The organism is Ammonifex thiophilus, assembly GCF_003368535.1.
GTDB lineage: Bacteria > Bacillota > Desulfotomaculia > Desulfotomaculales > Ammonificaceae > Ammonifex > Ammonifex thiophilus.
Window position 1 is genome coordinate 45,645 of the sequence record NZ_QSLN01000007.1, and the last position, 25,771, is coordinate 71,415.

Genomic DNA, 25,771 nt, shown 5'->3' on the forward strand with positions numbered 1-25,771 from the left:
GAATGAGGAGAAGCAAGTGTTGCCTGCGCATCGGTACCCGGGGGAGCGATCTGGCTCTGGTTCAGACGGAGCAAGTTTTACAGATCCTCCGGGAGAGATGGCCGCACTACACCTATGAAGTAGTCAAAATTAAGACCACCGGCGATAAGGTACGGAACTTGGCCCTTCCCCGCATAGGGGGGAAGGGGCTTTTTACCAAGGAGCTGGAAATAGCCCTGCTAGAGGGAAAAATAGATCTGGCGGTGCACAGTCTCAAGGATCTCCCCACCGAGCTGCCGGAAGAACTCTGCGTGGGAGCGGTGCTTCCCCGCGAGCATCCGGGAGATGTACTCGTATCTCTAACGGGGGCGGGGCTGGAGGACCTGCCGGAAAGGGCCAGGATAGGTACCTCCAGCCTACGGCGGCAGGCCCAGCTGAAAGCGGTCCGTCCGGATTTGAACTTCGTATCCCTGCGGGGAAATGTGCCCACCCGCCTACGCAAGCTGGAAAGAGGGGAGTGCGAAGCGATAGTTCTGGCCTGGGCCGGGCTTAAAAGGCTTGGACTTGATCTCACCAGAAGAATGACACTCCTTTCTTATAAAGTTTGTCTTCCGGCAGTGGCGCAGGGAGCCATAGGGGTAGAGATAAGGAAGGAAGACCGGAAGCTCAGAAAGATGCTGGAAGCACTGGACGATCCGACCACGCGCCTGGAAGTGACCGCCGAGCGAGCCTTTTTGCGTTGGCTGGGGGGAGGGTGCCATGTGCCCATAGCCGCCTTGGCGCGCGTGGCGGGAACCGAGATCTTGCTGGAAGGGCTGGTGGCCGATCCGGAAGGGAGGAGAATTATCCGGGGGCAGGAAAGCGGCCCTACGGCCTATCCGGAAGAAGTGGGAATAAGACTGGCCGAGCGGCTCCTCCAGGAAGGTGCCGAAGAGTTGCTGCGGGGATAAGCTAGTGGTTGGAGGTTGGGGAATGGGGGGTAAGGTTTACCTAGTAGGTGGAGGTCCCGGAGATCCGGGGCTCATTACCCTTAAAGGGGCAGAGGTTCTGGCGAGGGCCGATGTGGTGGTCTACGACCGCCTGGTAAACCCGGCCCTTTTGAACCACGCTCGCCCGGAAGCCAGCTTGATCTTTGTGGGGAAGGAACCGGGAAAGCACGCCTTAAGCCAGGAAGAGATAAACTCCCTTCTGGTGCGCTATGCGCGAGAAGGTAAAGTGGTGGTGCGGCTGAAAGGTGGAGACCCCTTCGTCTTCGGGCGGGGAGGAGAAGAGGCAGAGGCTTTGAGCGGGGCTGGGATACCTTTCGAGGTGGTGCCGGGAGTGACGGCGGCCATAGCTGCTCCTGCCTACGCCGGGATACCTCTCACCCACCGAAACTACGTGGCCAGCTTTACCGTAGCTACCGGGAGTGAAGACCCGGAGAAAGAAGATTCTAACCTAAACTGGGAAAGTATGGCTAACAACGGCACTCTGGTCTTTCTTATGGGAATGGCTCACTTGGAGACCATCGTGCAAAAGCTTCAGGAAAAGGGAATGCCGGGCAGCACGCCGGCGGCGGTGATCCAGTGGGGCACCACCGGCAGGCAGAGGCAGGTAACGGCCCCTTTAAAGGATCTGGTGCGAGAAGTAGAGGAAGCTGGGCTTACTAACCCGGCGGTGGTGGTGGTGGGCCAGGTGGTGAAACTCAGCCGGGAGCTCGCCTGGTTCACTCCCGGTCCTCTCAAAGGAAAGCGCGTCCTGGTGACCAGGGCTCGCCACCAAGCTTCCCGCCTCTCCCGAGCTCTGGCGGCCTTAGGAGGGGAAGCGGTAGAGTGCCCGGTGATAAGGATAGATCCGCCAGAAGACTGGGGACCACTGGATAGGGCACTCGATCGGGCCGGGACCTACGATTGGGTGGTCTTCACCTCGGTCAACGGAGTGGAACACTTCTTCCGCCGCCTGCGGGAGAAAAAGAAAGATATTAGAGCCTTTGCCAAAGCCCGCTTCGTGGCCCTGGGACCGGCCACGGCGGAAGTCCTGCGGGAAAAGGGGCTTGAAGTGGCCGATTTGCCCGAGGCCTACCGAGCGGAGGAGCTGGTGGAGAGCCTCCGCCTGTGGGTGCGGCCGGGAGAGCGCGTCCTTCTGCCCCGTGCCGATCTGGCCCGCAAGCTTTTAGAAGAGGCCCTGAAGGCTTTAGGCTGCGAAGTAGAAAGCGTGGTAGCCTACCACATACGCCCGGCTCAGGAAAGGGTCGCCCTCGCCCGGCGCCTTCTGGAGGCGGGAGAAATAGACGCCGTCACTTTCACCAGTTCCTCCACCGTACGCTTCCTGGTGGAGGCGCTGGGGGAAGAAGCAGGGAAGCTGCTTGGACGCGTCACCGTGGCTTCCATCGGCCCGGTAACCAGCCAGACGGCCAGGGAGCTCGGTATTAAAGTGGATGTGGAGGCTAAGGAGTACACCATACCGGGGCTGGTGGCGGCCCTGGCCGCCCACTTTGGCAGCGAGGGGGGATTAAATTGACCTATCCTTACCACCGGCCGCGCCGCCTGCGTCGGCTGGAAAACTTGCGGCGCTTGGTGCGGGAGACGGAGCTCGGGGTAAAGGATCTTCTGTGGCCGCTCTTCGTGGTGGAAGGAAAGGGTATAAGGCAGCCGGTGGAGTCCATGCCCGGCGTCTTTCGCTACTCCATAGACCAACTCTTGGACGAACTGGAGGAAGCAGTGGAGCTAGGCCTGCCCGGAATCTTGCTCTTCGGCGTCACCGACCGCAAAGACCCCCAGGGGAGCGAGGCCTGGAACCGGGAAGGTGTGGTTCCGCGGGCCGTACGGGCGATTAAAGCCCGCTTTCCCGAGTTGGTGGTGGCGGCCGATGTCTGTCTCTGCCCTTACACCAACCACGGTCACTGCGGGGTGGTCGAAGAAGGGCGCGTGCTCAACGATCCCACCCTTCCTCTTCTGGCGCGGGCAGCGGTGACTTACGCCGAGGCGGGAGCCGACCTGGTGGCCCCGTCGGACATGATGGACGGGAGGGTGAGGGCTATAAGAGAGGCGCTGGACGCGGCCGGCCTTCAGGAGGTAGGCATCATGGCTTACAGCGCCAAGTACGCCTCTGCCTTTTATGGCCCCTTTCGGGAGGCAGCGGAAAGTGCTCCCCGCTTCGGCGACCGCCGTAGCTACCAGATGGACCCGGCCAACGCAGCCGAGGCTCTCTGGGAGGTAGAGCTCGACCTGGAAGAGGGAGCCGACATAGTTATGGTGAAGCCGGCCTTGGCCTACCTGGACGTCATAAGGCAGGTTAAGGACGCTTTTGGGCGCCCGGTGGCGGCCTACAATGTGAGCGGGGAGTACGCTATGATAAAGGCAGCAGCAAAGCTCGGCTGGCTTGACGAGAAGGCGGTGGTGCTGGAAGTGCTTACCGCCATCAAGCGGGCGGGGGCCGACATCATCATAACCTACTTCGCCAAGGAGGCGGCCCGCTGGCTGCGCGGGTAAGCGGGGAAAGGAGAAGAAAAAAATGATCATTTCCTGGAACGTGACCAACGCCTGCAACCTGAAGTGCGAGCACTGCTACCGGGATGCCGGCGCGAAAAAAGAGGCGGAGCTCACCACCGAGGAGGGCAAAGAGCTCATCGAAGAGATAGCGCGGGCGGGGTTCAAAATCATGATCTTCTCCGGTGGAGAACCCATCTTACGCCCGGACCTCTACTCCTTGATAGCGCACGCCCGCTCTTTAGGTCTGCGACCGGTCTTAGGGACTAACGGGACGCTCATCACCCGCGAGGTGGCCAGAGAGCTCAAAAAGGCCGGGCTTACCGTGGCGGGGATAAGCCTTGACAGTTTGGATCCGCAAAAACACGATCGCCTCCGGGGCGTGCCCGGGTCTTGGGAGGCGGCGGTTAAGGGGATGGAGGCCTGCCGCGAGGAGGGGTTGCCCTTTCAGATACACACCACGGTGATGGATTTTAACTACGAAGAGGTCGAAGAAATCACCGACTTCGCCGTGGCCATGGGGGCCAGGGGGCATCACGTTTTCTTCCTGGTGCCCACCGGCCGGGCCGTCAACCTGGCCGAGGCTTCGCTCAGAGCCGAGCAGTACGAGCGCCTGCTCCGGCGCCTGTTGCAAAAAGGTAGGGAGGCTAACATAGAGGTGAAGCCCACCTGCGCCCCCCAGTTCCAGCGCATCGCCCGCCAGATGGGATACGATACCCGCTTCGGTCGGGGGTGTTTGGCCGGGCTGGCCTACTGCCTTATAAACCCGGTGGGGATCGTGCAGCCCTGCGCCTACCTCGACCTGCCGGCGGGCGATGTGCGCCAGACCCCTTTTTCCATCATATGGAAAGAAGCTCCCATCTTCCAGCGTCTGCGCACCCGGCAGTACACCGGCAAGTGCGGGGTATGCGAGTACAACGATGTTTGCGGCGGTTGTCGGGCACGAGCCCTTTACTACTACGGCGATTACATGGCCGAAGAACCCTGGTGTCTCTACCGGCCGAAAAAGAGGGGCTAGAAGTTCCATGCCGGAAAAGAAAGCGGTTTTAACCGATGCCGACCGGCGGCTGCTGGCCGCCTTGCAAAAGGGGTTTTCCCCCGTGCCGGAGCCTTTCCGGGAGCTGGCCGCACAGGTGGGGATGACAGAGGAGGCGCTGATCGCCCGGCTGCGCGAGCTAAAAGAAATGGGGGTGATCAGGCGCCTGGGGGCCATTATTGACTCTCGTAAGATAGGCTACACCGGCACCCTATGCGCCCTAGCGGTGCCGCCGAAAAGGATACCGGAAGTGGCCGAGGTAATCAACAGCTATCCGGAAGTGACCCACAACTACGTCCGGGAGCACGAGACTTACAATGTCTGGTTCACCATCCTGGCCCCTTCGCACGAGCGGATAAACCAGATATTGCGGGAGATAAGAGAGAAGACGGGGATCAACCAGTTTCTCAACCTGCCAGCCCGCCGCATTTTCAAGATAAGGGTGAACTTCGACCTGGAGGGAAGCCATGACCGAGCAGGAGCAGCGCCTGATCCTGGAGCTGGGGAATAATTTCCCCCTCACTTCCCGCCCCTTTCGTGAAATCGGGAAGCGGGTGGGGATGAGTGAAGAGGCGGTCATTGCCAAGGTGAAAGAATATTTGGAAAAGGGGATAATCCGGCGGCTTTCGGCCGCCCTGCGTCAGCAGCACGTGGGGTTCACGGCCAACGCCATGGTGGTGTGGCAGGTGCCTCCGGAAAGGGTGGAAGAGGTGGGAAGGAAGCTGGCTTCTTTCCCGGAGGTTACCCACTGTTACGAGCGATTGCCCACCCCCGAGTGGCCCTACAACCTCTACACTATGATTCACCGTCCCCGGCGGGAGGAGTGCTGGGAGATCGTAAGGAGGCTTAGCGAGGCCGTGGGGATAAAAGATTTCCTGGTGCTTTTCAGCACCCAGGAACTTAAGCGCTCCAACCCCCAGTACTTCACCGAGAGGGGGGAAGGAAGTGAATAGGGAGACATCTATCCGGCTGTTTACCGAGGCCCAGAAGTACCTTCCCGGAGGGGTCAACAGCCCGGTCCGGGCCTTCAAGGCGGTTGGAGGGATTCCCCCCTTCATAGTGGGGGGAGAAGGGGCCAGGGTCTACGACGCCGACGGCAACTCCTACCTGGACTACGTCTGCTCCTGGGGGCCGCTCATCCTGGGGCACGCGCACCCGGCAGTGGTGGAGGCCGTAGCTTCGCAGGCCAAGCGGGGCATGAGCTTCGGTGCCCCCTGTCCGCTGGAGGTGGAACTGGCCCGTCGCCTGGTGGAAGCCCTGCCCGGTGTGGAAATGGTGCGCCTGGTCAACTCCGGTACCGAGGCCACGATGAGCGCCATACGTCTGGCGCGGGCCTACACCCGCCGCTTCAAGATCCTGAAGTTTGAGGGCTGTTACCACGGCCACGCTGACTCCTTCCTTATAAAGGCTGGCTCCGGGGCTTTGACCCTGGGAGTTCCTACCAGTCCAGGCGTGCCGCCGGGTACGGCGGCTGACACTCTGGTGGCCCGTTTCAACGACCTGGAAGGGGTCAGGGAAATCTTCAAGGAGCGTGGGGAAGAGATAGCGGCGGTCATCCTGGAGCCCGTGGCCGGGAACATGGGGGTAGTACCCCCCCGGCCCGGCTTTCTGGAGGGGCTGCGCGAGCTCTGCCGTTCCTATGGAGCCCTGCTCATTTTCGACGAGGTGATCACCGGGTTCCGAGTGGCTTACGGCGGCGCCCAAACGCTTTACGGCGTCACTCCCGATCTCACCTGTCTGGGAAAGATCATCGGCGGGGGCTTGCCCGTAGGAGCCTTCGGCGGTAGAAGAGAAATCATGGAAATGGTGGCACCTGTAGGCCCCGTCTACCAGGCCGGGACCCTTTCCGGCAATCCCCTGGCTATGGCAGCCGGAGTCGCCACTTTGGAGGTGCTGCGCCAAGAGGAAACCTATCCGTATCTTGAGAAACTGGGGAAAATGCTGGAAGATGGCCTGCGGAGGGCTCTGGAGGAAGCGGGAGTTCCCGGCAGGATCAACCGGGTAGGCTCCATGCTCACCCTTTTCTTCACTTCGGAAGAGGTTGGGGATTACGCCTCGGCGGTTAAATCGGACACGTCGCTTTTTGCTAATTTCTTCCATGCCATGCTCGAGGAAGGAGTCTACCTGCCCCCTTCCCAGTTCGAGGCATGGTTTATTTCCTTGGCCCATAGGGAGGAGGACGTGGCCTTCACCGTGGAGGCGACCAGACGCGCCTTGCGCAAGCTCAAAGCGAAGAGTTAAAATCCCTTTAAGGAAACTCGGTTGGGAGGCGAAATCCCATGTGCTCGGGCGGAGCTATACCGCGCTGCATCGTGGATCTCACGGCTTACTATCTGGGGCTGGCCCTGCAAGAGAAGTGCGGGGAGTGTTCCGGCTGCCGGGAGGCCCTGCCCCGAATCTACGAGCTCTTGCGCCAGATAAGCCGGGGCGAAGGAGAGATTTCTTTGCTCGACGAACTCTCCTCACTGGCCAAGCAGGTTCTGGCGGGGGAAGCCTGCCCTGCTTCCAGGATAGGGGCGCGCATGGTGCAAGAGGCCTTGGCGAACTACGACGAGGAGTTCGCTGCGCATCTTACGGAGCGTTACTGCCCGGCTGGCGTGTGTGATATTCGCTACGTGGTGGAGGTATAACCCTAAATTTCAGCGAAAAATTAGACAAGTAAGCGCCGCGGGGAAAAGCTCTCCTTTGCTTTTCCCCGTTTTTTTATAAGAGCTGCTTTAAAAGCCATATAGATTTTCTTTTAGCAGTCTGAAAGGGTTTCTACTGATTAGTACGGACTTTGCACCGGCACGGGAGTGACAGTTACTTTATTTAGTAAAGGTTGAATCTTAACATAGTTAAACTTTTCACGAGGGATGGGGGTAGTTTCGGATGAAAATGCTTTCGGTGGTGCTCAAAAACCTCTTCTCCCCGCCGGTCACCCGCAAATACCCGCAGGAAAACCGTTCTCCGTTTCCGGCCACGCGGGGAGAAATCGTCTTTACTGTAGAGGAATGTATGACCTGCCGCCGCTGCGAACGTACCTGCCCGGTGGGGGCCATTAAAGTAGAGATAGGGCCCCGGCTAGAGGTAGCTTCGGCGAGCGAAGGGCAGACGCGCAGCGCCGGCCGCCTCATAAAGAGGCGCTACGATCCCTACAAGTGCATCTACTGCGGCCTGTGCATTGAGGTCTGCCCGCAGGGGATCATCGTCTTTCAGGGGACCCACACTTCGCCTGCCACCCGGAAGGAGGAGAAGGTGGCTGTCTACACGCTAGGGGCACGAAAGCCAGCTGTCCGACCGGTGGAGGAGAAGAAAGGAGCGGCTATGAACTAGCAACTCTCCTTTCGGTTCGGTACCAGCAGGCAGCCACGATGGCTCCGGCCAGAAGGGCAGCGGCCGATCCTAGAGTGAAGGCCCAGGGAACCCCCCAGCGGTGGGCCAAGGCGCCAGCCAGTAGGTTACCTACCGGAGAGGTGCCCACGAAGAGCAGCACATAAAGGCTCATGACCCGCCCGCGGTAATCGTCGCGGGCGTTCAATTGTAAATTGGTATTTATGGTGCTGATGAGCACCACCATTCCCCAGCCAGCCACGAAGAGCAAGAACAGGGCCTGGCTATACCCGGGCAAGAGACCCAAAACAATCTGGGGAAGGCAGAGAGCCAGAGCTCCGGTGACAATCCAGGCGATCCTCGGCCCCTGCCAACTAAGCCAGGCCAAGAAAATTCCTCCCGCCACTGCTCCCAAGCCCTGAGCCGTGAGAAGGTAGGCGTATTGCTGAGCCCCTTCTTTTAAGGTGAGCCGCGCCAAGGCGGGTACCAAAACATTAAAGTTGACGGCCAGAGTGCTAAAAAGGGCCAGTAACAACAGGGGATAAAGGAGCCGCGGCGTCTCCTTCACGTAAACAAAGGCCTCTTTGAGTTCCCGGAAGGGAGAAGAGGTTTCGCCTGCAACGTCTCTGCGGCTCACCACATCTATACGGACCAACTGCACCAAGACGGCCAGAAAGGAAGCGGCGTTCAAGAAAAAGCAGGTGGCCGTTCCCCAGCGGGCCAGCACCACTCCCGCCAGTGCCGGCCCCACCACCCTGGCTCCGTTGAAAAGGGCCGAGTGCAGGGCCAAAGCGTTCATGAGGGTGCGGCGGTCTACCAAATCCAGGATAAAGGATTGGCGGGCCGGCATGTCTACGGCGTTGAAGCACCCCAGAAGAAAGGCCAGTACCACTATCGCCACGTAATGAACCTTCCCCGTCACCACCAACATCCCCAGGAGAAAGGCCACCAGCATCATGCTGGCCTGGGTGAATATGATCAAGTATTTCTTAGGGAAGCGGTCGGCCAGGATTCCTCCGTAGAGCGAGAAGAGAAGAACGGGCAGAAACTGGGCCGCTCCCACCACTCCCAGCTTAAAGGCCGAGTGGGTAAGTTCCAGGATGAGCCAGGAGAGGGCCACCTGTTGCATCCAGGTGCCGCTTACCGAGATGAGCTGTCCTGTCCAGTAAAGGCGGTAGTTGCGGTGATAGAGGGCGGCGAAAAGGGGAAAGGCGCGTCCCAGCTTCTACCCCTCCGAAGAGCAAGATCACGCGCTTCATTATACGCTTCTTGCTGGATGGGGCTCAAGCAGAGGGAATAGGAAAGAGGCGAGACAGCCAGAATAGAGGGTGGACTCTTTAAAGCTTTAGATTTCGGAGGAGGGAAGAAGCCATGCACGTCAAGGTGGCTGAGTTGGTAGGAGAGTCTCCGCACAGCTGGCGGGAGGCGGTTCAAGCAGCGGTGAGCGAGGCTTCCCGCACCCTAGGCAATATCACCGGTGTGGAGATACTGAACCTCACGGCCAACGTAGAAAACGGGGTCATTAAAGAGTACAAGGCCAACGTCAAGGTAGCTTACGTGGACTGAGGGGTGCGAAGTTGGTGAGACAGTTTGATCCTAGCCAGCCGCTGGAGATGCAAAAGCGCCAGTATCAGCAGATGGTCAACCGACTCGTACCCCGCCCGCCGGTTTGGCGCAACTGCCTCTGGGCCTTTGGAGTGGGAGGACTTATCTGTACCGCCGGCCAGGGCATCGTTTCCTTTTTCCAAGGCGTTGGGCTCAGTTTCTTAGACGCGGCCACGGCGACCTCTATCGTCCTGGTTTTCCTGGCTGCCTTCCTCACCGGTTTGGGGCTCTATGACGAGCTAGCCCGCTATGCAGGGGCGGGTATGCTCGTCCCCATAACCGGTTTTGCCAACGCCATGGTGGCTCCGGCCTTAGAGGCCCGCACGGAGGGTCTGGTTCTGGGGGTAGGGGCCAGGCTTTTCGCCGTCGCCGGCCCCATCCTGGTTTTCGGCATCGTCACCGCCTGGTTAAGTGGCCTTATCTATTACCTTTTCGGTCCCCGCCCTCCGCTGGGAAGCTAAAAGGGGGAAGAGCTTCATGCCGGCACCCAAGAGAATAGGAAGTCAAACGGTGGCCTTTGCTCAACCGCCGGTCATCCTGGCCACGGCCGCCCTGGCAGGAGCCAAGGAGGGGCAGGGCCCGCTGCGCCCCACCTTCGATAAGGTCATAGAGGACCCGTACTACGGGGAAGACAGCTGGGAGAAGGCTGAGAGGCGCTTCTTACAGGAGGCTTTGGAGAAAGCGCTGGCCAAGGCCAATCTCCGGCCCGAGCAGGTAGACTACCTTTTGGCGGGGGACCTGCTAAACCAGATCGTGGCAGCCAACTTCGCCGCCCGAGCTCTAGGAATTCCCTACGTGGGGCTTTACGGGGCCTGCGCTACCATATATGAGGGCCTGGCCCTGGGAGCCATGCTTATCGATGGCGGTTTTGCCGACTACGTCCTCATCGGTTCTTCCAGCCACTATTCCACGGCGGAAAGACAATTCCGCTTTCCCACCGAGCACGGGAGCCAGCGCCCCCCTACGGCCCAGTGGACGGTGACGGGTGCGGGAGCCATCTTACTCGGCAGGCAGGGGAAAGGGCCCCGGGTTACCCATGCCACCATCGGCCGGGTGATAGACCTAGGGAGCACCGATCCTATGAACATGGGGGCGGCCATGGCTCCTGCTGCCGCCAACACCATAGTGAGTCATCTCAGCGACCTGGGAAGGCAGGTCACCGACTACGACCTCATCTTAACGGGGGACCTGGGCTACTACGGACGGGAGCTCTTGCTGGCCCTTTGCCGGGAGTATGGGTATGAACTTGGTGAGCGGCACAACGACTGCGGGCTCATGATCTTCGACCGCCAGAAGCAGGATGTGCACGCCGGCGGCAGCGGCTGCGGCTGCCCGGCGGTGGTCACCTGCGGTTACCTTTTCCAGGAGTTGTCTGCTGGGCGCCTGCGACGGGTGCTGGGGATAGGTACGGGGGCGCTTATGAGCCCCATAACCACCAAGCAGGGGGACACCATCCCGGCCATAGCCCACGCAGTGGTTCTGGAGGCTTGAAGGGGGAAAAGAGATGCTTTTCTTAAAGGCCTTCCTGGTAGGCGGCTTCATCTGCTTGCTGGCTCAGCTCTTGATGGACCTTACCAGCCACAAGGTGACTCCGGCGCACGTCCTGGTGGGGCTAGTCACCACCGGTGCGGTCCTGAGCGCTCTAGGGCTTTACGAGCCCTTGGTGAAATTTGCGGGAGCGGGTGCCACCGTGCCCCTTACCGGCTTCGGGCACCTGCTGGCACAGGGAGCCATAAAAGGAGCGGCACGGGAGGGGCTTTTGGGAGTTTTCCGGGGAGGGGTGGCTTCGGCAGCAGCCGGGATAACGGCCGCCGTGGTCTTCGGCTACTTCGCCGCTCTGCTTTTCCGCCCCAAAGGCTAAAGTGGGGAGGGTAGAGTGTGACCAAGCGCCAAACACCGCTTTCCAAAAACCTGGAAGATAATCTTAAGGAGCTCGACCGGCGCCTGGTGTTCAAGAAGAATTTCGATCTCATCCTGCGCGAGATCGAGATCGGCAGAAGAAAGGCGGCCTTTCTCTTCGTCGACGCCTTCGCCAAGGACACTCCCTTAAGCCTTATCATGCGCGAGTTTTCCCGCCTGCAGCCGGAGGAGATAGCTTTCAACACTTTCCAGAAGCTCCTTTACCGGCACGTGGTCTACGGCGAGGTGCAGGAACTCAAAACCCTGGAAGAGGTGATTGACGCCGCTTTGAGCGGCCCCGCCGTTTTACTGTTGGACGGGGAGGCGCGCGCCATAGCCATAGATGTGCGCCAGTACCCAGCCCGCATGCCCGAGGAGCCCGACCTGGAAAAGGTAACCCGAGGTTCCCGCGACGGCTTCGTGGAGACGCTGGTGCACAACACCGCTCTGCTGCGCCGGCGGCTGCGCGATCCCCGGCTGCGCATCGAGCACCTTACCGCCGGCGTCCGCTCCAGGACCGATATCGCGCTGGTGTATCTGGACGACGTGGCCAACCCGGAGATAGTGGACAGCGTACGGGAGAAAATCCAGCGCATAAACATCGACGGTCTCCCCATGGCGGAAAAAACGGTGGAGGAGCTCATCACTCCGGGGAGCTTCTGGAACCCCTTCCCGCGGGTACGCTACACGGAAAGGCCGGACGTAGCGGCGGCACACCTGCTGGACGGGCACGTGGTGGTCATGGTGGACACCTCTCCCAGCGTCATTATCCTCCCCTGCACCTTCTTCCACCACCTGCAGCACGCGGAGGAATTCCGGCAGAGCCCGGCCATAGGGGTGTACCTGCGCTGGGTGCGCTTCGCCGGGGTACTCCTCTCTATCTTCCTCACCCCACTCTGGCTCCTCCTGGCTCTTGAGCCCGGGCTTCTGCCGCCGGAGCTGAAGTTCATAGGCCCTAAAAAAATAGGGGCCATGCCCCTGTTCGTTCAGTTCTTGTTGGCCGAGGTGGCCATCGACATGATCCGTATGGCCACTATCCATACCCCTAGCCCCATTGCCACTTCTACCGGTATCATCGCCGCCGTGCTGCTGGGAGATATCGCTGCTCGGGCCGGGCTCTTCATACCCGAGGTGACCCTCTATGTGGCCACGGCCGCCATCGGCACTTTCCTTACCCCTTCTTATGAGCTCAGCATGGCTAACCGGCTGCTGCGGCTTTTTATCCTGGTCCTTACCGGGCTTTTCCTCCTCCCGGGATTCATTATAGGCTGCCTCCTCTCCTTCGCCGCCCTGGCCCTTACCCGCTCTTTCGGCATCCCTTATCTGTGGCCGCTTTTGCCCTTTAACCTCGAAGGCCTAAAGAGTGTTCTCATTCGACCGCCGGTGGCCATCCAGCATAGCCGCCCTTCCATCCTCAAGCCAATAGATCCGGACCGGCAGCCGCAGATGCGCCCCGAGGGCGGGGGCTGAAACCAAGGTCCTGCCCTACGGTCCTGCCCAAGGCTTGAAGACGCTCCTGCCAGTAAGCGAAGGCGTTCGGGTGAGGGTCAGCCTGAGCCTTTCCAGGGTAGAGCTGGTAAAGCAGGCGGTAGCGGTGGGGAGTGACGTCGGGCATGACCACGTTGGCCCCGCACAAAAGCGCTGCCTCGCGTCCCCCTTTTTGGGCCACGCCGGTAGCCGTGGTGGCCGGTAAATTGGCGTAAGGAAGGCAAAGCCTGGTGAGAGCCAGGACTTTGAGGGTAAGAAAGGGCGAGCCGGGGGAGGCCTTCCCCAGCGGGGTGTCGGGATGGGGGATAAAGGGACCGATTCCGGCCATCTCTGCCTGCAGCTCCCGCATGAAGAGCACGTCTTCCGCCAGGCTTTCCAGGCTCTGCCCTGGAAGGCCCACCATGCACCCGGCTCCCGTCTCGTATCCCAGCTCCTTGAGCCACTCCAGGCAGCGCCGGCGCTTGGTCAGGGAAGTGTCCGGTTTGAGCCGGGCGAAGAGCTCGGGGTCGGCGGTCTCGTGGCGGAGAAGATACCGATCGGCCCCGGCTTCCTTGAGAAGCGCGTAGTCCTCGTAGGCGAGTTCTCCCACCGAAAGGGTGACCGCCACCCCCAGCTTTTTGACCTCTTTCACGACCTCCGCCAGACGCTCCGGCGTCCAGCAAGGATCTTCGCCCGACTGCAAGACCACGGTTTTAAAACCTTGAGAGGCCGCTTCTTCGGCGGCTTGAACCACCTCCCGGGCGCTCATACGGTAGCGGGGAAGGCGCCGGTTTTCCCTCCTTAGCCCACAGTAAAGGCAATTGTTCCGGCAAAAGTTGGAAAACTCGATAATGGCCCGCAGGTGCACCACGGGACCAAAAACCTGGGCCCGCACTAGGTCGGCGGCCTTAAAGAGGATTTCCGCCTCCTCTTCCCCGGCCCTTAAAAGGTAGAGGATTTCCTCCCGGGTGAGGGGAGGTCCGGAAAAGGCCCGCTTTGCCAACTCTTCCGCCGTAAAGCAAAACTCCATTAGCTTCAACTCCTTGCCCGGCGCAGAAGCTCGAGCTCCAGCTCCATTTCTTCTTCCGTGGGTTCGAGCAGGGCCTGCAGGGCGGGGAAAGGGGAGAGAGCGCGTCGCAACACCCCGTGCATGTGAGCCATGATCACGCCGTAGTTGACGATGGGTACCCCGGCCTGGCGGGCCTGCATAAGCCTGGAGAGCATCTCCTTGCGGTTGAGCATGCAGGCCCCGCAGTGAACGATGAGCTTATAGTCCCTTAGATTCTCCGGTAAAGGACCGCTTCCTGCCACCACGTCGAAGTGAAGCTCTCCGCCCACCCGCGAGCGCAACCAGCGGGGTATCTTTACCCGGCCGATATCGTCTTCGATGGGGTGGTGAGTGCAGGCCTCGGCGATGAGCACCCGGTCGCCAGGACGTAGTTCATCCACCGCTTTGACTCCCATAACCAGGGTCTCAAGGTCCCCCTTGTAGCGGGCGAAGAGAACGGAGAAGGAAGTAAAAAGGACATCGGGCGGGGTGTCAGCTGCCGCCTTGAGATAAGCCGAGGCGTCGGTGATCACCAGACGGGGCTTGGTGCCGAGAAGGCTCAGAGCATGCTTGAGTTCCCGTTCCTTGACCATGATGGCCACCGCATCGTGGTCGATGATATCCCTTATTACCTGCTGCTGGGGGAGGATGAGCCTCCCTTTAGGAGCGGCCTTATCTATGGGAATCACCAGCACCACCAGATCACCTGGCTGGATGAGATCCCCCACTATGGTGGGCATGGTCCAATCTTTGGGAGCGTGCTGGATTATTACTTGCTTGAGCTCCTCTATCCCTTGGCGGGTGAGCGCGCTCACAAACACCTTAGGGGAGGCGAGCTCAACCCCGAGGCCGTGGCGCACTACTTCCGGATAGAGGTCGATCTTGTTTATCACCGTGACCACCGGCACCTTGTGCTCCTCGCAGCGCCTGAGCACCTCTTCTTCGTAAGGGCCGAAGCCCCGACCAGGGTCGACGACCAGCAGGGCCAGGTCGGTGCGATTGAGCACCTCAAAACTTTTCCTCACCCGGAGGGCTCCCAATTCCCCCACGTCATCGATGCCAGCGGTGTCGATGACCATCACCGGCCCCAAGGGCAAAATCTCCATAGCCTTGGCCACCGGGTCGGTAGTGGTCCCCGGAACGTCGGAGACGATGGCCACCTCCTGCCCGGTCAGCGCGTTTATAAGGCTCGACTTTCCGGCGTTACGGCGGCCGAAAAGGGCTATGTGCAGCCTCTGCCCCCGGGGTGTGGTGTTGAGACTCACAAAGCCTCCCTCCCTTTATCGGCGTAAAACTCCACCACTTGGCGCAAAGCGGCCAAGAGCTCGGCCTTTGCCCCTTCCTCCAGCCGTTCCGCCCCTTCCAGAAAGGCGTAAAGACCGTGGCCCAGGGGCTCCTTTACGGCGGGAAGGTAGGTTTCCTCCCCGTAGTAAGTCAGGTGGTGAAGCCTTCGGCCTATGGCTCGGGCAAAGTAGAGCTTGGGGAGGCCGAAGAGCCGACAAGCTACTTCGGCCGCCCGCTGCAGAGCTTCGGTCAACTCTTTTTCCCGCAAAGCCGCTTCCACTATTTGCTCTGCCCTGGACTTAAACGTAGAGGTCACGCTCTCCCGCCTCCATCCTAGCCAGGTATTCCCGCACCTTCTCTGCCAGGCGCGGCAGGCGTCCTTCAACCTCCTGCAGGTACTGCTCGATGATCTTCTCCCCCAGCTCGCGAGTGCGGGGAGAAGCGTAGTCCAGCAGGTACTCTTTGAAGGTAAGGATGGCGTTGGGGACACAGAAGTTCTTCACCAGGCCTTTTTTGGCGAACTCCATGAAGTGGCACCCGGTCCGGCCGGCCCGGTAGCCCGCCGTACAGAAGGAGGGGATGTAGCCGTCCTGGCAGAGGTCGTAGATGAACTCGTCTAGGCTTCGGGTGTCGTTGATCTTGAACTGCTGCCGCTCCAGGATGTGCTCCTTTTCCATTTCCGAGTAGCCGCCCACGGCGATGCGGGAGCCGGCATCCGTCTGGGAAACGCCCAATCTTATGAGCTCGCGCCTGAGCTCCGGATTCTCGCGAGCGGTCAGGATGAGCCCGGTGTAGGGCACGGCGCAGCGCAGGATGGCGATGATCTTCTTCAGCTCTTCGTCGCTAACTAAATAGGGTGAGTTGGTGGTGAAAGGAGTGTTGAGTGCCGGCTCCAGCCGGGGGAAGGATATGGTGTGAGGACCGATGCCGAACTCCCGCTCCAGGTCCATGGCGTGGTAGAGGAGGCCCAGCACCTCGAAGCGCCAGTCGAAGAGTCCGAAGAGCACCCCGATGGCCACGTCGTCTATACCGGCCTCCTGAGCCCGGTGTAACGCGAAGAGGCGCCATTTGTACGAGTGCTTCAAAGTGTCCGGGGGATGCAGGCGCCGGTAGGTCTCGTGGTGGTAGGTCTCCTGGAATACCTGATAGGTGCCTATGCCTACTTCCTTGACCTGCCGGTACTCTTCCACCGTCATAGGAGCAGCGTTGACATTGACCCGCCGGATCTCGTCGCGACCGTGCTTGGTGGCGTAGATGGTCTCGAGTGAGCGGCAGATGTAGTCCACATCGCTGGCAGGGTGCTCGCCAAAGACCGCCAGGACCCGCTTGTGCCCCGCGCGGGTGATGACCCTAACTTCCTGAGCCAGCTCCTCCATGGTTAGGGTCCGCTTGTAAACCGCTTCGTTGGAGTGGCGGAAGCCGCAGTAAACACAGTTGTTAACGCAGGGGCTGGAGACGTAAAGGGGGGCAAAGAGCACGATGCGGTTGCCGTAGACCTGGTTCTTGATCCAGAAGGCGGTTTCGAAAAGCTCCTGCAGAAGCTCCGGATCCTGAGTGTTGATCAGCACCGCTGTGTCTTCAGGCGAAAGCCCCTTGAGTTCCCGCGCCTTGGCCAATACCTCCCGCACCTCGGCCGGCTCAGGGTGGGCTTTCTCCTCCAGGATCCGCCAGATCTCCGCTTCGTTGATGAAGTCCTGACGTTTTTCTTCTTCCTCGTACCTCTTAATCATTTCCAGGCGCTTATCGCGCCAAGTCTTTTCGGCTAGACTCAGAGCCATCTCTAATTCCCTCCTTGGCAGTTTTGCGCTGAGCGAAATACCGGATGCCGGCTATTCCCGGCGTGGTCACCTCTTGGGGAGAAGTTATAGCCGCTATCTCCTCCGGGCTGAATAGTCCCTTTTCCAGCAACACCTCCTCCACGCGCTTATCTCTCTCCAAAGCCTCCTTCACTATCTCAGCAGCCCTTTCGTACCCTATGTAGGGCACGAAGGCGGTGATGAGGCCGCAGCTGCGGTGCAAAAGCTCTTCACAGCGCTCCCGGTCGGCCTCGATGCCCTCCACGCAGCGCTCGGCCAGGATGAGGGCGGCGTTGGCCAGCATCTCCGTGGAGGTCAGGAGGTTATGGGCTATCAAAGGTAGGAAGGGGTTGAGCTCTAAGTTGCCCCAGGCACAAGCTTGGCTTATGGCCACATCATTGGCCATTACCTGGATGGCCACCTGGGTCACCATTTCCGGGATGACCGGGTTCACCTTCCCCGGCATGATAGAGGAGCCCACCTGAACGGCGGGCAGGCGGATCTCCCCGATCCCGGCCCGGGGTCCGGAGCTCAGGAAACGCAGATCACTGGCTATCTTAGCCAGGTTAACGGCGGCGGTCTTCACCAGCCCGGAAACCTCGGCAAAGATGTCGGTGTTCTGGGTGGCTTCCACCAGGTTTTCTGCCCGGGCCAAGCCGAAACCGGTGAGTTCCCGCAGTTTATCCGTCACCAGCTGGATGTAGCGGCGGCTGGCGTTAAGTCCGGTGCCCACCGCTGTTCCTCCCAGGTTTACCTGCCTTAAGCGCTCCTCCACCTTGTAAAGGCGCCACCAGTCCCGGGCCACGGCCTCTGCCCAAGCCCCGAACTCCTGTCCCAAGGTTATAGGCACGGCATCTTGCATCTCGGTACGGCCGATCTTGAGGATAGAAGCGAACTCCTTTTCTTTGCGCTGTAGGGCCCCCTGAAGCCTGGCCATGGCTTGGCTTAGCCGGCGCACGAGTTTGATGGCTGCCACCTTTATAGCCGTGGGGAAGACGTCGTTGGTGGATTGAGAGAGGTTCACGTGCTCCAGGGGGTGGATTATGTGATACGACCCTTTCTCGAAACCCAGGATCTCCAAGGCCCGGTTAGCGATCACCTCGTTGACGTTCATGTTAAGCGGGGTGCCTGCACCGCCGGCGTAAGCGTCCACCAGGATCTGATCGTCGAAGCGTCCGGAGGCAAACTCTGCCGCTGCCCTTTCTATGGCCTCCCCCTTCTCGGGCGGTAAAAGTCCTACCGCCGTGTTGGCAGAGGCGGCGGCCTGCTTCACCACACCTAAGGCCCAGAGGAGCTCCCGGTGAGGCTTTTGCCCCGAAACGGGAAAGTTGTCTTTGGCCCGCAGGGCGTGAATACCGTAGTAGGCCTCTTTCGGTACGGCTTTTTCTCCCAGACTGTCCCTTTCCCAGCGGTATTCCGTCACTTCTTTTTCTCTCCTTTAGGCGGTGCCAGCGCGGTTTTGACGGTGACCCCCGGCAAGGCCCCCAGCTTCCCGGTGAGCGCTCCTATCTCGTCCGTGGTTCCCTCTATGACCAGGGCTATAAGCCCTAGATCCCGCTCCCGGTCCGGTATCCCCATGCGTCCCAAAATCATGCTGGCGTGGTGGCTAAGAATGGTGTTCACTTTGGGGGCGTTCTCCAGCCGGTTTTCCACTATGATTCCCACCACTCCGATGCGCTTTTCCAATAGGCCACCTCCTTCTTGAGGGGATAAACAAAAAGGGAACCTTCGCCTTTGACGGCAATAGGTCCCCTTAGAGCCTTCGTGACCCCCCCTTGATTTCAGGGACCAACTCCCCTCTTCGCAGGGGCGGAAAACCTTATACGGTTTGTATTCCAAGTATACTGAAAGAAAGTTTCGCCGTCAAGTGGGTCTTGACGAAAGGGCGAAATTGCGGCATAATATTCCCTGAGGTTCGGGATGTAGCTCAGCTTGGGCAGAGCGCACGGTTCGGGACCGTGAGGTCGCAGGTTCAAATCCTGTCATCCCGACCATTTTTTTAAACCGAGGCAAGTGCTACTTTTCACAAAAATGGTCGAAAGGAGCGAGAGCAGTGAACCTTCTCATCATGGGACCGCCGGGGGCCGGCAAGGGCACCCAGTCGGAGCGGCTGGTAAAGGAGTTTAACATCCCTCACATTTCCACCGGTGACATGCTGCGTGAAGCCGTCAAGCAGGGAACCGAGATGGGGAAGAAGGCCAAGGAGTACATGGATAAGGGCCAGCTCGTCCCCGACGAAGTAATCATCGGAGTAGTTAGGGAGCGACTTATGCAGCCGGATTGCGAGCGGGGATTTCTCCTTGACGGGTTCCCCCGGACCGTGGCACAGGCAGAGGCACTGGACAAACTCCTGCAAGACATGGGGCGTAAGCTGGATGCGGTTATCAACGTCTCCGTTCCTCGGGAGAAGATTGTGGCCCGGCTCACCGGGCGGCGAGTCTGTAAAGTCTGCGGCGCCACTTACCACATCGTCAACAACCCCCCGAAGGTAGAAGGAAAGTGCGATAAGTGCGGTGGAGAGCTTTATCAGCGTAGCGACGACACCGAGGAGACAGTTAACAAAAGGCTTGATGTTTACGAAGCCCAGACTCAACCCCTCATCGAGTATTACCAGGCTAAAGGTCTTTTGATCAACATAGACGGTGATCAGCCAATTGACAAAGTTTTCGCCGATATCATGGCTGCCCTTAAAAAATAAGGGGAGAAAAGATGCTCCGCATAGAGGTCCCCGGCCGGGGTTTGCTGGAACTAAACCATCTGGTATTAGACTTTAACGGTACCTTCGCCTGCGACGGCGAGCTTCTACCCGGTGTGGTAGAGCGTCTTAACGCCTTGGCCGAAAAAATGACCGTTCACATCTTGACCGCCGACACCTTCGGCACGGCGGCAGAGAAGTGCGCTCCTATTCGGGCCAAGGTAGTAGTTTTGCGCCAGCCCCTCACCGGTCCGGAGAAGGAGAGGTACGTGGAGGGGCTGGATGCTACCCGAACGGTGGCCATAGGAAACGGCGCCAACGATGTGCGCATGTTGCGGCGGGCCATTTTGGGTATCGCGGTGTTGGGTCCGGAAGGATTGGCGGCAGAAGTTCTGCAGGCGGCCGACGTGCTGGTGCGGGACGTCAACGAAGCTTTGGACCTCCTGCTCAAGCCGAAGCGCCTGATCGCCACACTACGCTTATGAGGAGGGGAAACTATGGGAAAAAAGGTTCAGCAGCGCTGCATCATCTGCGGGCGGATATTTGAGACCGAGGCTATGACCGAGACGGTCCTGGAAGAGGAAGAAGAACTTCTCGAAGAAGCCCCGAAGAAGACCAAAGCCATCTGCCCCTTGTGCGAGGCCAAGATAAAGAAGGAGGCCGAGGAGGCCCAGAAAGAACCCAAGCCCATGTGATCTACGAACCTTATATTCTTGCCGCTGGGCTCCGATACTTGTAAAAGGGGCCAAAAAAGCGGTTATTTTTTTGGGGGGTAGCAGAGTGGCCAGGGCGAGGTTATCGATCAAGCGGATAGGTATCCTTACCGGGGGAGGGGACGCGCCTGGACTTAACGCGGTGATCCGGGCAGCCGTCAAGGTGGCGGTGCGCGAGTACGGGCTTAGCGTCATAGGTTTCGAGGACGGCTTCGCGGGCCTGGTGGAAAACCGGAGCCGCCGCCTCACCCCCAAGGATGTAGTGGGCATCCTGCCCCGCGGCGGGACCATTTTGGGAACGACCAACCGGGAAAACCCCTTCCACTACCCGGTGCGGGAAAACGGGGAGATCGTTTACAAGGACCTTTCCCAGCAAGCGATAAACAACCTCAACTCTTTGGGTATCCAGGCCCTGATCATCATCGGCGGCGATGGTAGCCTTAAAATCGCTAAAGAGATATGGGAGCGCTACGGGTTCCCCGTCATCGGGGTGCCCAAGACCATAGACAACGACATAGCGGCTACCGACCAGACCTTCGGTTTCGACACGGCGGTGGCTACGGCCACCGAAGCCATAGACAAGCTGCACACCACCGCTGAGGCTCACCACCGGGTGATGGTGCTGGAGGTGATGGGGCGCTACGCTGGCTGGATAGCTCTGCACGCGGGCGTGGCCGGAGGGGCTGACGTGATTCTCATCCCGGAGATCCCCTTCACCATCGATAAAGTGTGCGAGAAGATCCTGGAGCGCCAGCGAGAGGGGAAAAAGTTCAGCATCGTGGTGGTAGCTGAGGGAGCCAAGCCCGTGGGCGGGGAAGTGGTGGTCAAGAAGATCGTGAAGGAAAGCTTCGAAAGCATAAGGCTTGGCGGCATCGGCAACGTGGTGGGGGAGCAGATAGAGAGGATAACCGGCATCGAAACTCGTGTGACGGTGTTGGGGCACCTGCAGCGGGGAGGATCACCTACTCCCTTCGACCGTCTCTTGGCCACCCGTTTCGGAGCAGCGGCGGTCAACTTCCTGATGGAAGGGCGCTTTGGCGAAATGGTTTCCCTCCGGACTCCCGACATAACCTCTGTCCCTCTGGCCGAAGCGGTGGGAACCATGCGGCGGGTTCCCTTAGGCTGCGACCTCATCCGAGCGGCGCGCCAGATGGGAATAAGCTTCGGCGACTAAAATCAAGCAGGATTTTGAGGAGCAAGCAGCGAATTTTTAAAAGATGTCAGACGGGACGGAAGGGAAGACGAACCCATGGAGGAACGGGAACCGAAACTGACCGTTCTGGGTATCGGGAACCTCCTCTTGCAGGACGAAGGGCTGGGCATTCACGCAGTACGCGAACTCCAGAAGTTTTCCTACCCGCCGTCAGTGGAGATCTTGGACGGGGGAACAGCCGGCATAGACCTTCTTTACTATATTGAGGACTCTTCCCGCCTGATCATCATTGACGCGGTCAACGGGCAGGCTCCCCCGGGTACCATTTTTAAGTTTTCCCCTGACGAACTCGACGATTACGTTCCGGTGGCTGCTCTTTCTTCCCACTCGGTCGGTATCCTGGAAGTAATCTACCTGGCGAAAGTTACCGGGGTGCTTCCCCCCACCACTATCTTTGGCATGCAGCCCGCCCGCATGGCCTGGGGGATGGAGCTCAGTCCCCTCGTAAAAAAAAGGCTGCCGCGTCTGGTTTCTCTGGTAGATGCCGAGATACGGGAGTGGCTTGAAAGGAGTCTGGGAAATAACACTCGAAGAGAGGGGGTAGCGGATAGCAGGTAGGCTTAAAAAGCTACTTGAGCGGCTTTCCGGAGCATAAAGGGATGGGAGGGAAGATGTGGTGAGACGAATCTCACGGCGCGAGTTTATACGGATCTGCACCGGAACCACGGCGGGAATAGCTTTGCTCTCTGCCCTGGAGCCCTACATACTGGAGACCTTAGCCGAAGCGGCTGAAGGCAAACCCCCTGTTATCTGGCTCCAGGGAGCCGGATGCACCGGGTGTTCAGTCTCTCTCCTCAACGCGGTAAATCCCCCTATCCAGAAAGTCCTCTTAGATATCATTAGTCTGCGCTTTCATCCCACCGTCATGGCGGCTGCTGGCCACCTAGCTTGGCACGCTTTGGAGGAAACGGCGGCCAAGTATCCGGGCAAGTACTTCCTGGTGGTAGAAGGTGGAGTGCCAACGGGGGACGATGGCATCTTCTGCACCATAGGGGAAAAGGACGGCAAGGAAATAACCTTGCTCCACGCCCTGAAAGAATACGGGAGCAAGGCTGCAGCCATAATAGCCGCTGGGCAGTGTGCTTCCTTCGGAGGCATTCCCGGCGCCGCCCCCAATCCTACGACCACGGTGGGCGTCTGGGAAGTGATTAAAAAGACCCCGGTCATTAACGTTCCCTGTTGCCCTATGCACCCGGACGACTTTTTAGGGACCCTTACCTATGTGCTCCGCTTCGGGGAGCTACCGGAACTGGATTACTTCAACCGGCCCAAGCTCTTCTTCCCCGACCAAACCATTCACGAAGGTTGCCCCCGGTGCGAGTACTTCGCCAAAGGGATCTTTGCTAAGCACCCGGGGGACGAGGGGTGCCTGGCCATGGTCGGCTGCAAAGGGATGGTGGCCCATTCGCGCTGTCACATCCGGTGGTGGAATAATCACACCAACTGGTGTATCCGGGCGGGTGCGCCCTGTCAGGCTTGTTCCGAACCGGGATTCCCGGACGATAGCGGGCCGCTTTACGGACGCTATCGCCTGCACGAGTAACCGGGAGATAGAAAAGCCCGTCTCCCGAAGGGACGGGATTAGAGGGTAAGGCGGAAGCAAGGGGGGATAACGAATTGTCCAAGAAGGTGGTTATCGATCCCGTTACCCGAATCGAAGGGCACCTGAAAATAGAAGTCAACGTCGACGGCGGTAAAGTGGTGGATGCCTGGTCTTCAGGCACCCTTTTCCGTGGCTTCGAGATCATCCTCCAGGGGCGGGATCCGCGCGATGCCCAGCACATCACCCAGCGCATCTGCGGCGTTTGTCCTATCGCTCACTCCATGGCCTCGGCTCGCTGTCTGGACGACGCCTTTAAAGCCGAAGTTCCCACCAACGGCCGCATCACCCGTAACCTCATCCAGGGAGCCAACTACATCCAGTCGCACATCCTGCACTTTTACACCTTGGCTGCCCTGGACTACGTGAAAGGGCCCGATGTTCCTCCTTTCGTTCCCCGGTACGAGGGGGACTACCGTTTGCCGCCGGAGGTCAACAAAAAGGCGGTGGAGCACTACCTCGAGGCCCTGAACATGCGCCGGAAGGCCCAGGAGATGTTGGCGATCTACGGAGCCAAGATGCCGCACATCACGGTTATCATCCCCGGCGGGATCACCGAGAAGGTGACCAAGGAAAGCATTGACCACTTCCGGAGCTACTTAAAGGAACTCATCGACTTTATCGACAACGTCTACGTCCCCGATGTGGTAGCTATAGGCGAAGTCTACAAGGACTACTACGATATAGGGCGGGGATACCAGAACGCTTTAGCCTATGGAATTTTCCCCTTGACCGATGAGCCCGATCCGACGGGCCAGAAGATGCTCATCAAGCGGGGGGCCTATGCCAACGGCAAATTCATCCCGGTAGATCCTGCCAAGATCACGGAGGACGTCAAATATTCCTGGTACCGCAACGATACCAGCGGGCTTAACCCGGCGGAGGGCAAGACTGAACCCCAGCCGCGTAAGGCGGGGGCCTACTCCTGGATCAAGGCTCCTCGCTACGAAGGGCTTCCCATGGAGGTAGGACCGCTGGCGCGCATGTGGGTGAACCGCGTGCCGGAAGTGTTCGGCTTAGGAGAAAAGGCCTTTTCCACCATGGGGCGCCACCTGGCGCGGGCCATCGAGTGCCGGATGGTAGCCCACGCCATGATGGAGTGGCTCGACCAGCTCCGTCCGGGCGAGCCCACCATGAAGCCGTGCGAGGTTCCGCGCGAGGCCAGAGGTATGGGGCTTTGGGAAGCGCCACGGGGCGCCATCGGCCACTGGATAGAGATTAAAGACTACCGCATCCGCAACTACCAGGTAGTGTCGGCCACCATCTGGAACGCCAGCCCCCGCGACGACAAGGGACAGCGCGGACCCATCGAACAGGCCTTGGTAGGCACACCGGTCAAGGATCTGGAAAACCCCATTGAGGTGGTGCGCGTAATTCGATCTTTCGACCCCTGACTTGGCTGTGCCGTTCACCTCGTTGAGGTGAAGGACTCCTGGGGTCGCAAGGTGGTCGTCCCGGTGTAAAGAATCTTAAAAGCCCTCTCCCACGAGGAGGGGGCTTAATTTTTGTGGTTGGAGAGGCGAGTTTATTTGTACTATACTTTTGGGAGAGGGATTAGAGGGGGGAAAGACCGTGTTCGGGAATTTCGGTGGTACGGAGCTTCTTCTTATCCTGGCCATTGCTTTGATTGTCTTCGGCCCTAGCAAGCTTCCCGAGCTCGGACGCTCTTTGGGCAAGACCATCCGGGAGTTCCGCAAGTCTACCCAAGACATTGTAGGCGACCTGAAGAGTAACGTGGATGAGGTAAAAAAGGAAGTGGAAGAGGTGAGCAAGAGCATCAAGGGATAGCCCGGGAGCACAGGGAGGAAGGTACTATTACCACTAAAACCAGGAAAGACAAGGAAATGACCATAATCGAGCACCTGGAAGAGCTGCGGCGGGTGCTAATCGTCTCCGCGGTGGCAACAGGTGCTTTGTCTCTGGTAGCCGCTGTTTTTTACCGACAGATCCTAGCCTTACTCCTAAGCCCCCTCACCAGCGCCGGCTACAAGGTAGTCTTTACCGCTCCCACGGAAGCTTTTATGACCATAGTCAAGGTCTGCCTCTTCTCCGGTTTTCTAATGGCCCTTCCTATTATCCTGTGGCAGATATGGAGCTTTCTAGCTCCCGCCCTGGAGGAGACGGAAAGGCGTTACTTTGTGCTCTTTGTTTTCGGCTCTTTCTTTCTCTTCGTGGGCGGGGTGCTTTTTGGTTTCTTCGGGGTCTACCGCTACGGACTGGCCTTTCTTTTGCGCTTTGGCGGCGACTACCTCGTTCCCATGCTCACCATCGGCAAGTACATCTCCTTCACCATCTACTTCCTCGTGCCTTTCGGTATCATCTTCGAGCTCCCCTTAGTAAGCTACTTGCTGGCCCGGCTGGAGCTGATATCCAGCAAGTTCTTAGCTTCCAAGCGCAAATACGCTTTTCTGGTCATCGTCGTCCTGGCGGCGGCCATTACCCCTACCCCCGACGCTTTTACCTGCCTCTTGATGGCCGGCCCCATGTATCTCCTTTACGAGATAAGCGTTTTTATAGTCCGGCTGACCGAGAAAGCCATGGCCCGGCAAAAGGAAAAAAGCGAGCTTCGCCCTGAACCACACTAATCCCGTCCTAAAGGTTTAGCCCTTGGGACCGATTTCCCCTCAAAGGGGGGACTCTGGTTATATAGGGGGTGG

Annotated in this window: 30 protein-coding genes and 1 tRNA gene; 24 read left to right on the forward strand and 7 right to left on the reverse strand. The window is 59.3% G+C overall.

The window, feature by feature from the left end; all coding sequences use genetic code 11:
• Positions 1-2: 2 nt before the first annotated feature.
• The 9 genes from hemC to DXX99_RS06340 all read left to right on the forward strand — a co-directional run bounded on the left by hemC (position 3) and on the right by DXX99_RS06340 (position 7,797).
• Positions 3-929, forward strand: coding sequence for a hydroxymethylbilane synthase (gene hemC / locus DXX99_RS06300; RefSeq protein ID WP_115792652.1), 927 nt, complete (start codon positions 3-5; stop codon positions 927-929).
• Positions 930-951: 22 nt separating this feature from the next.
• On the forward strand, positions 952-2,478 hold the full coding sequence (gene cobA, locus DXX99_RS06305) for a uroporphyrinogen-III C-methyltransferase (protein WP_115792653.1): 1,527 nt from the start codon (positions 952-954) through the stop codon (positions 2,476-2,478).
• A complete protein-coding gene (gene hemB, locus DXX99_RS06310; RefSeq protein ID WP_115792654.1) occupies positions 2,475-3,449 on the forward strand; it encodes a porphobilinogen synthase in 975 nt (324 codons plus the stop codon). The genes cobA and hemB overlap by 4 nt, the downstream gene beginning before the upstream one ends.
• A gap of 22 nt (positions 3,450-3,471) precedes the next feature.
• Positions 3,472-4,464: a putative heme d1 biosynthesis radical SAM protein NirJ2 gene (gene nirJ2, locus DXX99_RS06315; protein ID WP_115792655.1), complete on the forward strand. Its 993-nt coding sequence runs from the start codon at positions 3,472-3,474 to the stop codon at positions 4,462-4,464.
• A 7-nt stretch (positions 4,465-4,471) separates the two neighbouring features.
• The gene (ahbA, locus tag DXX99_RS06320) at positions 4,472-4,993 is read left to right on the forward strand and encodes a siroheme decarboxylase subunit alpha (RefSeq protein WP_115792656.1); all 522 of its coding nucleotides are present in this window, start codon (positions 4,472-4,474) and stop codon (positions 4,991-4,993) included.
• Positions 4,950-5,435: a siroheme decarboxylase subunit beta gene (gene ahbB / locus DXX99_RS06325; RefSeq protein ID WP_115792657.1), complete on the forward strand. Its 486-nt coding sequence runs from the start codon at positions 4,950-4,952 to the stop codon at positions 5,433-5,435. Before ahbA ends, ahbB begins: the two co-directional genes overlap by 44 nt.
• Complete coding sequence (hemL, locus tag DXX99_RS06330; RefSeq protein ID WP_115792658.1) at positions 5,428-6,723, forward strand: glutamate-1-semialdehyde 2,1-aminomutase; 1,296 nt, start codon at positions 5,428-5,430, stop codon at positions 6,721-6,723. Before ahbB ends, hemL begins: the two co-directional genes overlap by 8 nt.
• Positions 6,724-6,761: 38 nt before the next feature.
• The gene (locus tag DXX99_RS06335; protein WP_115792659.1) at positions 6,762-7,112 is read left to right on the forward strand and encodes an NADH-ubiquinone oxidoreductase-F iron-sulfur binding region domain-containing protein; all 351 of its coding nucleotides are present in this window, start codon (positions 6,762-6,764) and stop codon (positions 7,110-7,112) included.
• Positions 7,113-7,353: 241 nt separating this feature from the next.
• Entirely contained in the window at positions 7,354-7,797 is a 444-nt protein-coding gene (locus tag DXX99_RS06340; protein ID WP_115792660.1) for a 4Fe-4S dicluster domain-containing protein, read from the forward strand.
• On the opposite strand, the gene DXX99_RS06345 is transcribed toward DXX99_RS06340, so the two are convergent.
• Positions 7,787-9,016: an MFS transporter gene (locus DXX99_RS06345; RefSeq protein WP_115792661.1), complete on the reverse strand. Its 1,230-nt coding sequence runs from the start codon at positions 9,014-9,016 to the stop codon at positions 7,787-7,789. The genes DXX99_RS06340 and DXX99_RS06345 overlap by 11 nt on opposite strands.
• A 149-nt stretch (positions 9,017-9,165) precedes the next feature.
• Between DXX99_RS06345 and DXX99_RS06350 the strand changes: the two genes are divergently transcribed.
• Genes DXX99_RS06350 through DXX99_RS06370 form a run of 5 tightly spaced genes read left to right on the forward strand, consistent with a single transcriptional unit; the run spans position 9,166 to position 12,768 of the window.
• Positions 9,166-9,360 carry a dodecin family protein gene (locus DXX99_RS06350; protein WP_115792662.1) on the forward strand — a complete coding sequence of 65 codons (195 nt, stop codon included), beginning with the start codon at positions 9,166-9,168 and terminating at the stop codon, positions 9,358-9,360.
• 14 nt (positions 9,361-9,374) lie between these two features.
• On the forward strand, positions 9,375-9,860 hold the full coding sequence (gene spoVAC / locus DXX99_RS06355; RefSeq protein ID WP_115792691.1) for a stage V sporulation protein AC: 486 nt from the start codon (positions 9,375-9,377) through the stop codon (positions 9,858-9,860).
• 16 nt (positions 9,861-9,876) lie between these two features.
• The gene (gene spoVAD / locus DXX99_RS06360) at positions 9,877-10,890 is read left to right on the forward strand and encodes a stage V sporulation protein AD (protein WP_115792663.1); all 1,014 of its coding nucleotides are present in this window, start codon (positions 9,877-9,879) and stop codon (positions 10,888-10,890) included.
• A gap of 13 nt (positions 10,891-10,903) precedes the next feature.
• Complete coding sequence (gene spoVAE / locus DXX99_RS06365; protein ID WP_115792664.1) at positions 10,904-11,260, forward strand: stage V sporulation protein AE; 357 nt, start codon at positions 10,904-10,906, stop codon at positions 11,258-11,260.
• Between the two features lie 17 nt (positions 11,261-11,277).
• Entirely contained in the window at positions 11,278-12,768 is a 1,491-nt protein-coding gene (locus DXX99_RS06370) for a spore germination protein (RefSeq protein WP_115792665.1), read from the forward strand.
• On the opposite strand, the gene hydE is transcribed toward DXX99_RS06370, so the two are convergent.
• Genes hydE through DXX99_RS06400 form a run of 6 tightly spaced genes read right to left on the reverse strand, consistent with a single transcriptional unit; the run spans position 12,713 to position 18,579 of the window.
• Entirely contained in the window at positions 12,713-13,795 is a 1,083-nt protein-coding gene (gene hydE, locus DXX99_RS06375; RefSeq protein WP_115792666.1) for a [FeFe] hydrogenase H-cluster radical SAM maturase HydE, read from the reverse strand. The two genes, DXX99_RS06370 and hydE, sit on opposite strands and share 56 nt — an antisense overlap.
• Positions 13,796-13,800: 5 nt before the next feature.
• Complete coding sequence (hydF, locus tag DXX99_RS06380; RefSeq protein ID WP_115792667.1) at positions 13,801-15,078, reverse strand: [FeFe] hydrogenase H-cluster maturation GTPase HydF; 1,278 nt, start codon at positions 15,076-15,078, stop codon at positions 13,801-13,803.
• Positions 15,075-15,413 (reverse strand): hypothetical protein, encoded by a 339-nt coding sequence (locus DXX99_RS06385; protein ID WP_115792668.1) that lies wholly within the window; start codon positions 15,411-15,413, stop codon positions 15,075-15,077. The genes hydF and DXX99_RS06385 overlap by 4 nt, the downstream gene beginning before the upstream one ends.
• Positions 15,397-16,875 (reverse strand): [FeFe] hydrogenase H-cluster radical SAM maturase HydG, encoded by a 1,479-nt coding sequence (gene hydG, locus DXX99_RS06390; RefSeq protein ID WP_115792669.1) that lies wholly within the window; start codon positions 16,873-16,875, stop codon positions 15,397-15,399. The genes DXX99_RS06385 and hydG overlap by 17 nt, the downstream gene beginning before the upstream one ends.
• Positions 16,838-18,316: an aspartate ammonia-lyase gene (locus DXX99_RS06395; protein WP_115792670.1), complete on the reverse strand. Its 1,479-nt coding sequence runs from the start codon at positions 18,314-18,316 to the stop codon at positions 16,838-16,840. Before DXX99_RS06395 ends, hydG begins: the two co-directional genes overlap by 38 nt.
• A complete protein-coding gene (locus tag DXX99_RS06400) occupies positions 18,313-18,579 on the reverse strand; it encodes a TM1266 family iron-only hydrogenase system putative regulator (RefSeq protein WP_115792671.1) in 267 nt (88 codons plus the stop codon). Before DXX99_RS06400 ends, DXX99_RS06395 begins: the two co-directional genes overlap by 4 nt.
• Before the next feature lie 230 nt (positions 18,580-18,809).
• Between DXX99_RS06400 and DXX99_RS06405 the strand changes: the two genes are divergently transcribed.
• The 10 genes from DXX99_RS06405 to tatC all read left to right on the forward strand — a co-directional run bounded on the left by DXX99_RS06405 (position 18,810) and on the right by tatC (position 25,699).
• Positions 18,810-18,887: transfer RNA gene (locus DXX99_RS06405), tRNA-Pro, on the forward strand.
• Between the two features lie 59 nt (positions 18,888-18,946).
• On the forward strand, positions 18,947-19,591 hold the full coding sequence (locus DXX99_RS06410) for an adenylate kinase (protein ID WP_115792672.1): 645 nt from the start codon (positions 18,947-18,949) through the stop codon (positions 19,589-19,591).
• A gap of 11 nt (positions 19,592-19,602) precedes the next feature.
• The gene (locus DXX99_RS06415; protein WP_115792673.1) at positions 19,603-20,073 is read left to right on the forward strand and encodes an HAD family hydrolase; all 471 of its coding nucleotides are present in this window, start codon (positions 19,603-19,605) and stop codon (positions 20,071-20,073) included.
• A 12-nt stretch (positions 20,074-20,085) separates the two neighbouring features.
• Positions 20,086-20,283 carry a hypothetical protein gene (locus tag DXX99_RS06420; RefSeq protein ID WP_115792674.1) on the forward strand — a complete coding sequence of 66 codons (198 nt, stop codon included), beginning with the start codon at positions 20,086-20,088 and terminating at the stop codon, positions 20,281-20,283.
• Positions 20,284-20,368: 85 nt separating this feature from the next.
• The gene (locus DXX99_RS06425; protein WP_115792675.1) at positions 20,369-21,475 is read left to right on the forward strand and encodes a 6-phosphofructokinase; all 1,107 of its coding nucleotides are present in this window, start codon (positions 20,369-20,371) and stop codon (positions 21,473-21,475) included.
• 75 nt (positions 21,476-21,550) lie between these two features.
• Positions 21,551-22,072 carry a HyaD/HybD family hydrogenase maturation endopeptidase gene (locus DXX99_RS06430; RefSeq protein WP_115792676.1) on the forward strand — a complete coding sequence of 174 codons (522 nt, stop codon included), beginning with the start codon at positions 21,551-21,553 and terminating at the stop codon, positions 22,070-22,072.
• A gap of 58 nt (positions 22,073-22,130) precedes the next feature.
• The gene (locus DXX99_RS06435; protein WP_240610847.1) at positions 22,131-23,057 is read left to right on the forward strand and encodes a hydrogenase small subunit; all 927 of its coding nucleotides are present in this window, start codon (positions 22,131-22,133) and stop codon (positions 23,055-23,057) included.
• A gap of 74 nt (positions 23,058-23,131) precedes the next feature.
• A complete protein-coding gene (gene hysA, locus DXX99_RS06440; protein ID WP_319993823.1) occupies positions 23,132-24,577 on the forward strand; it encodes a NiFeSe hydrogenase large subunit in 1,446 nt (481 codons plus the stop codon).
• A gap of 109 nt (positions 24,578-24,686) precedes the next feature.
• Entirely contained in the window at positions 24,687-24,902 is a 216-nt protein-coding gene (tatA, locus tag DXX99_RS06445; protein WP_115792679.1) for a twin-arginine translocase TatA/TatE family subunit, read from the forward strand.
• 56 nt (positions 24,903-24,958) lie between these two features.
• Positions 24,959-25,699, forward strand: coding sequence for a twin-arginine translocase subunit TatC (tatC, locus tag DXX99_RS06450; protein WP_115792680.1), 741 nt, complete (start codon positions 24,959-24,961; stop codon positions 25,697-25,699).
• Positions 25,700-25,771 lie beyond the last annotated feature (72 nt).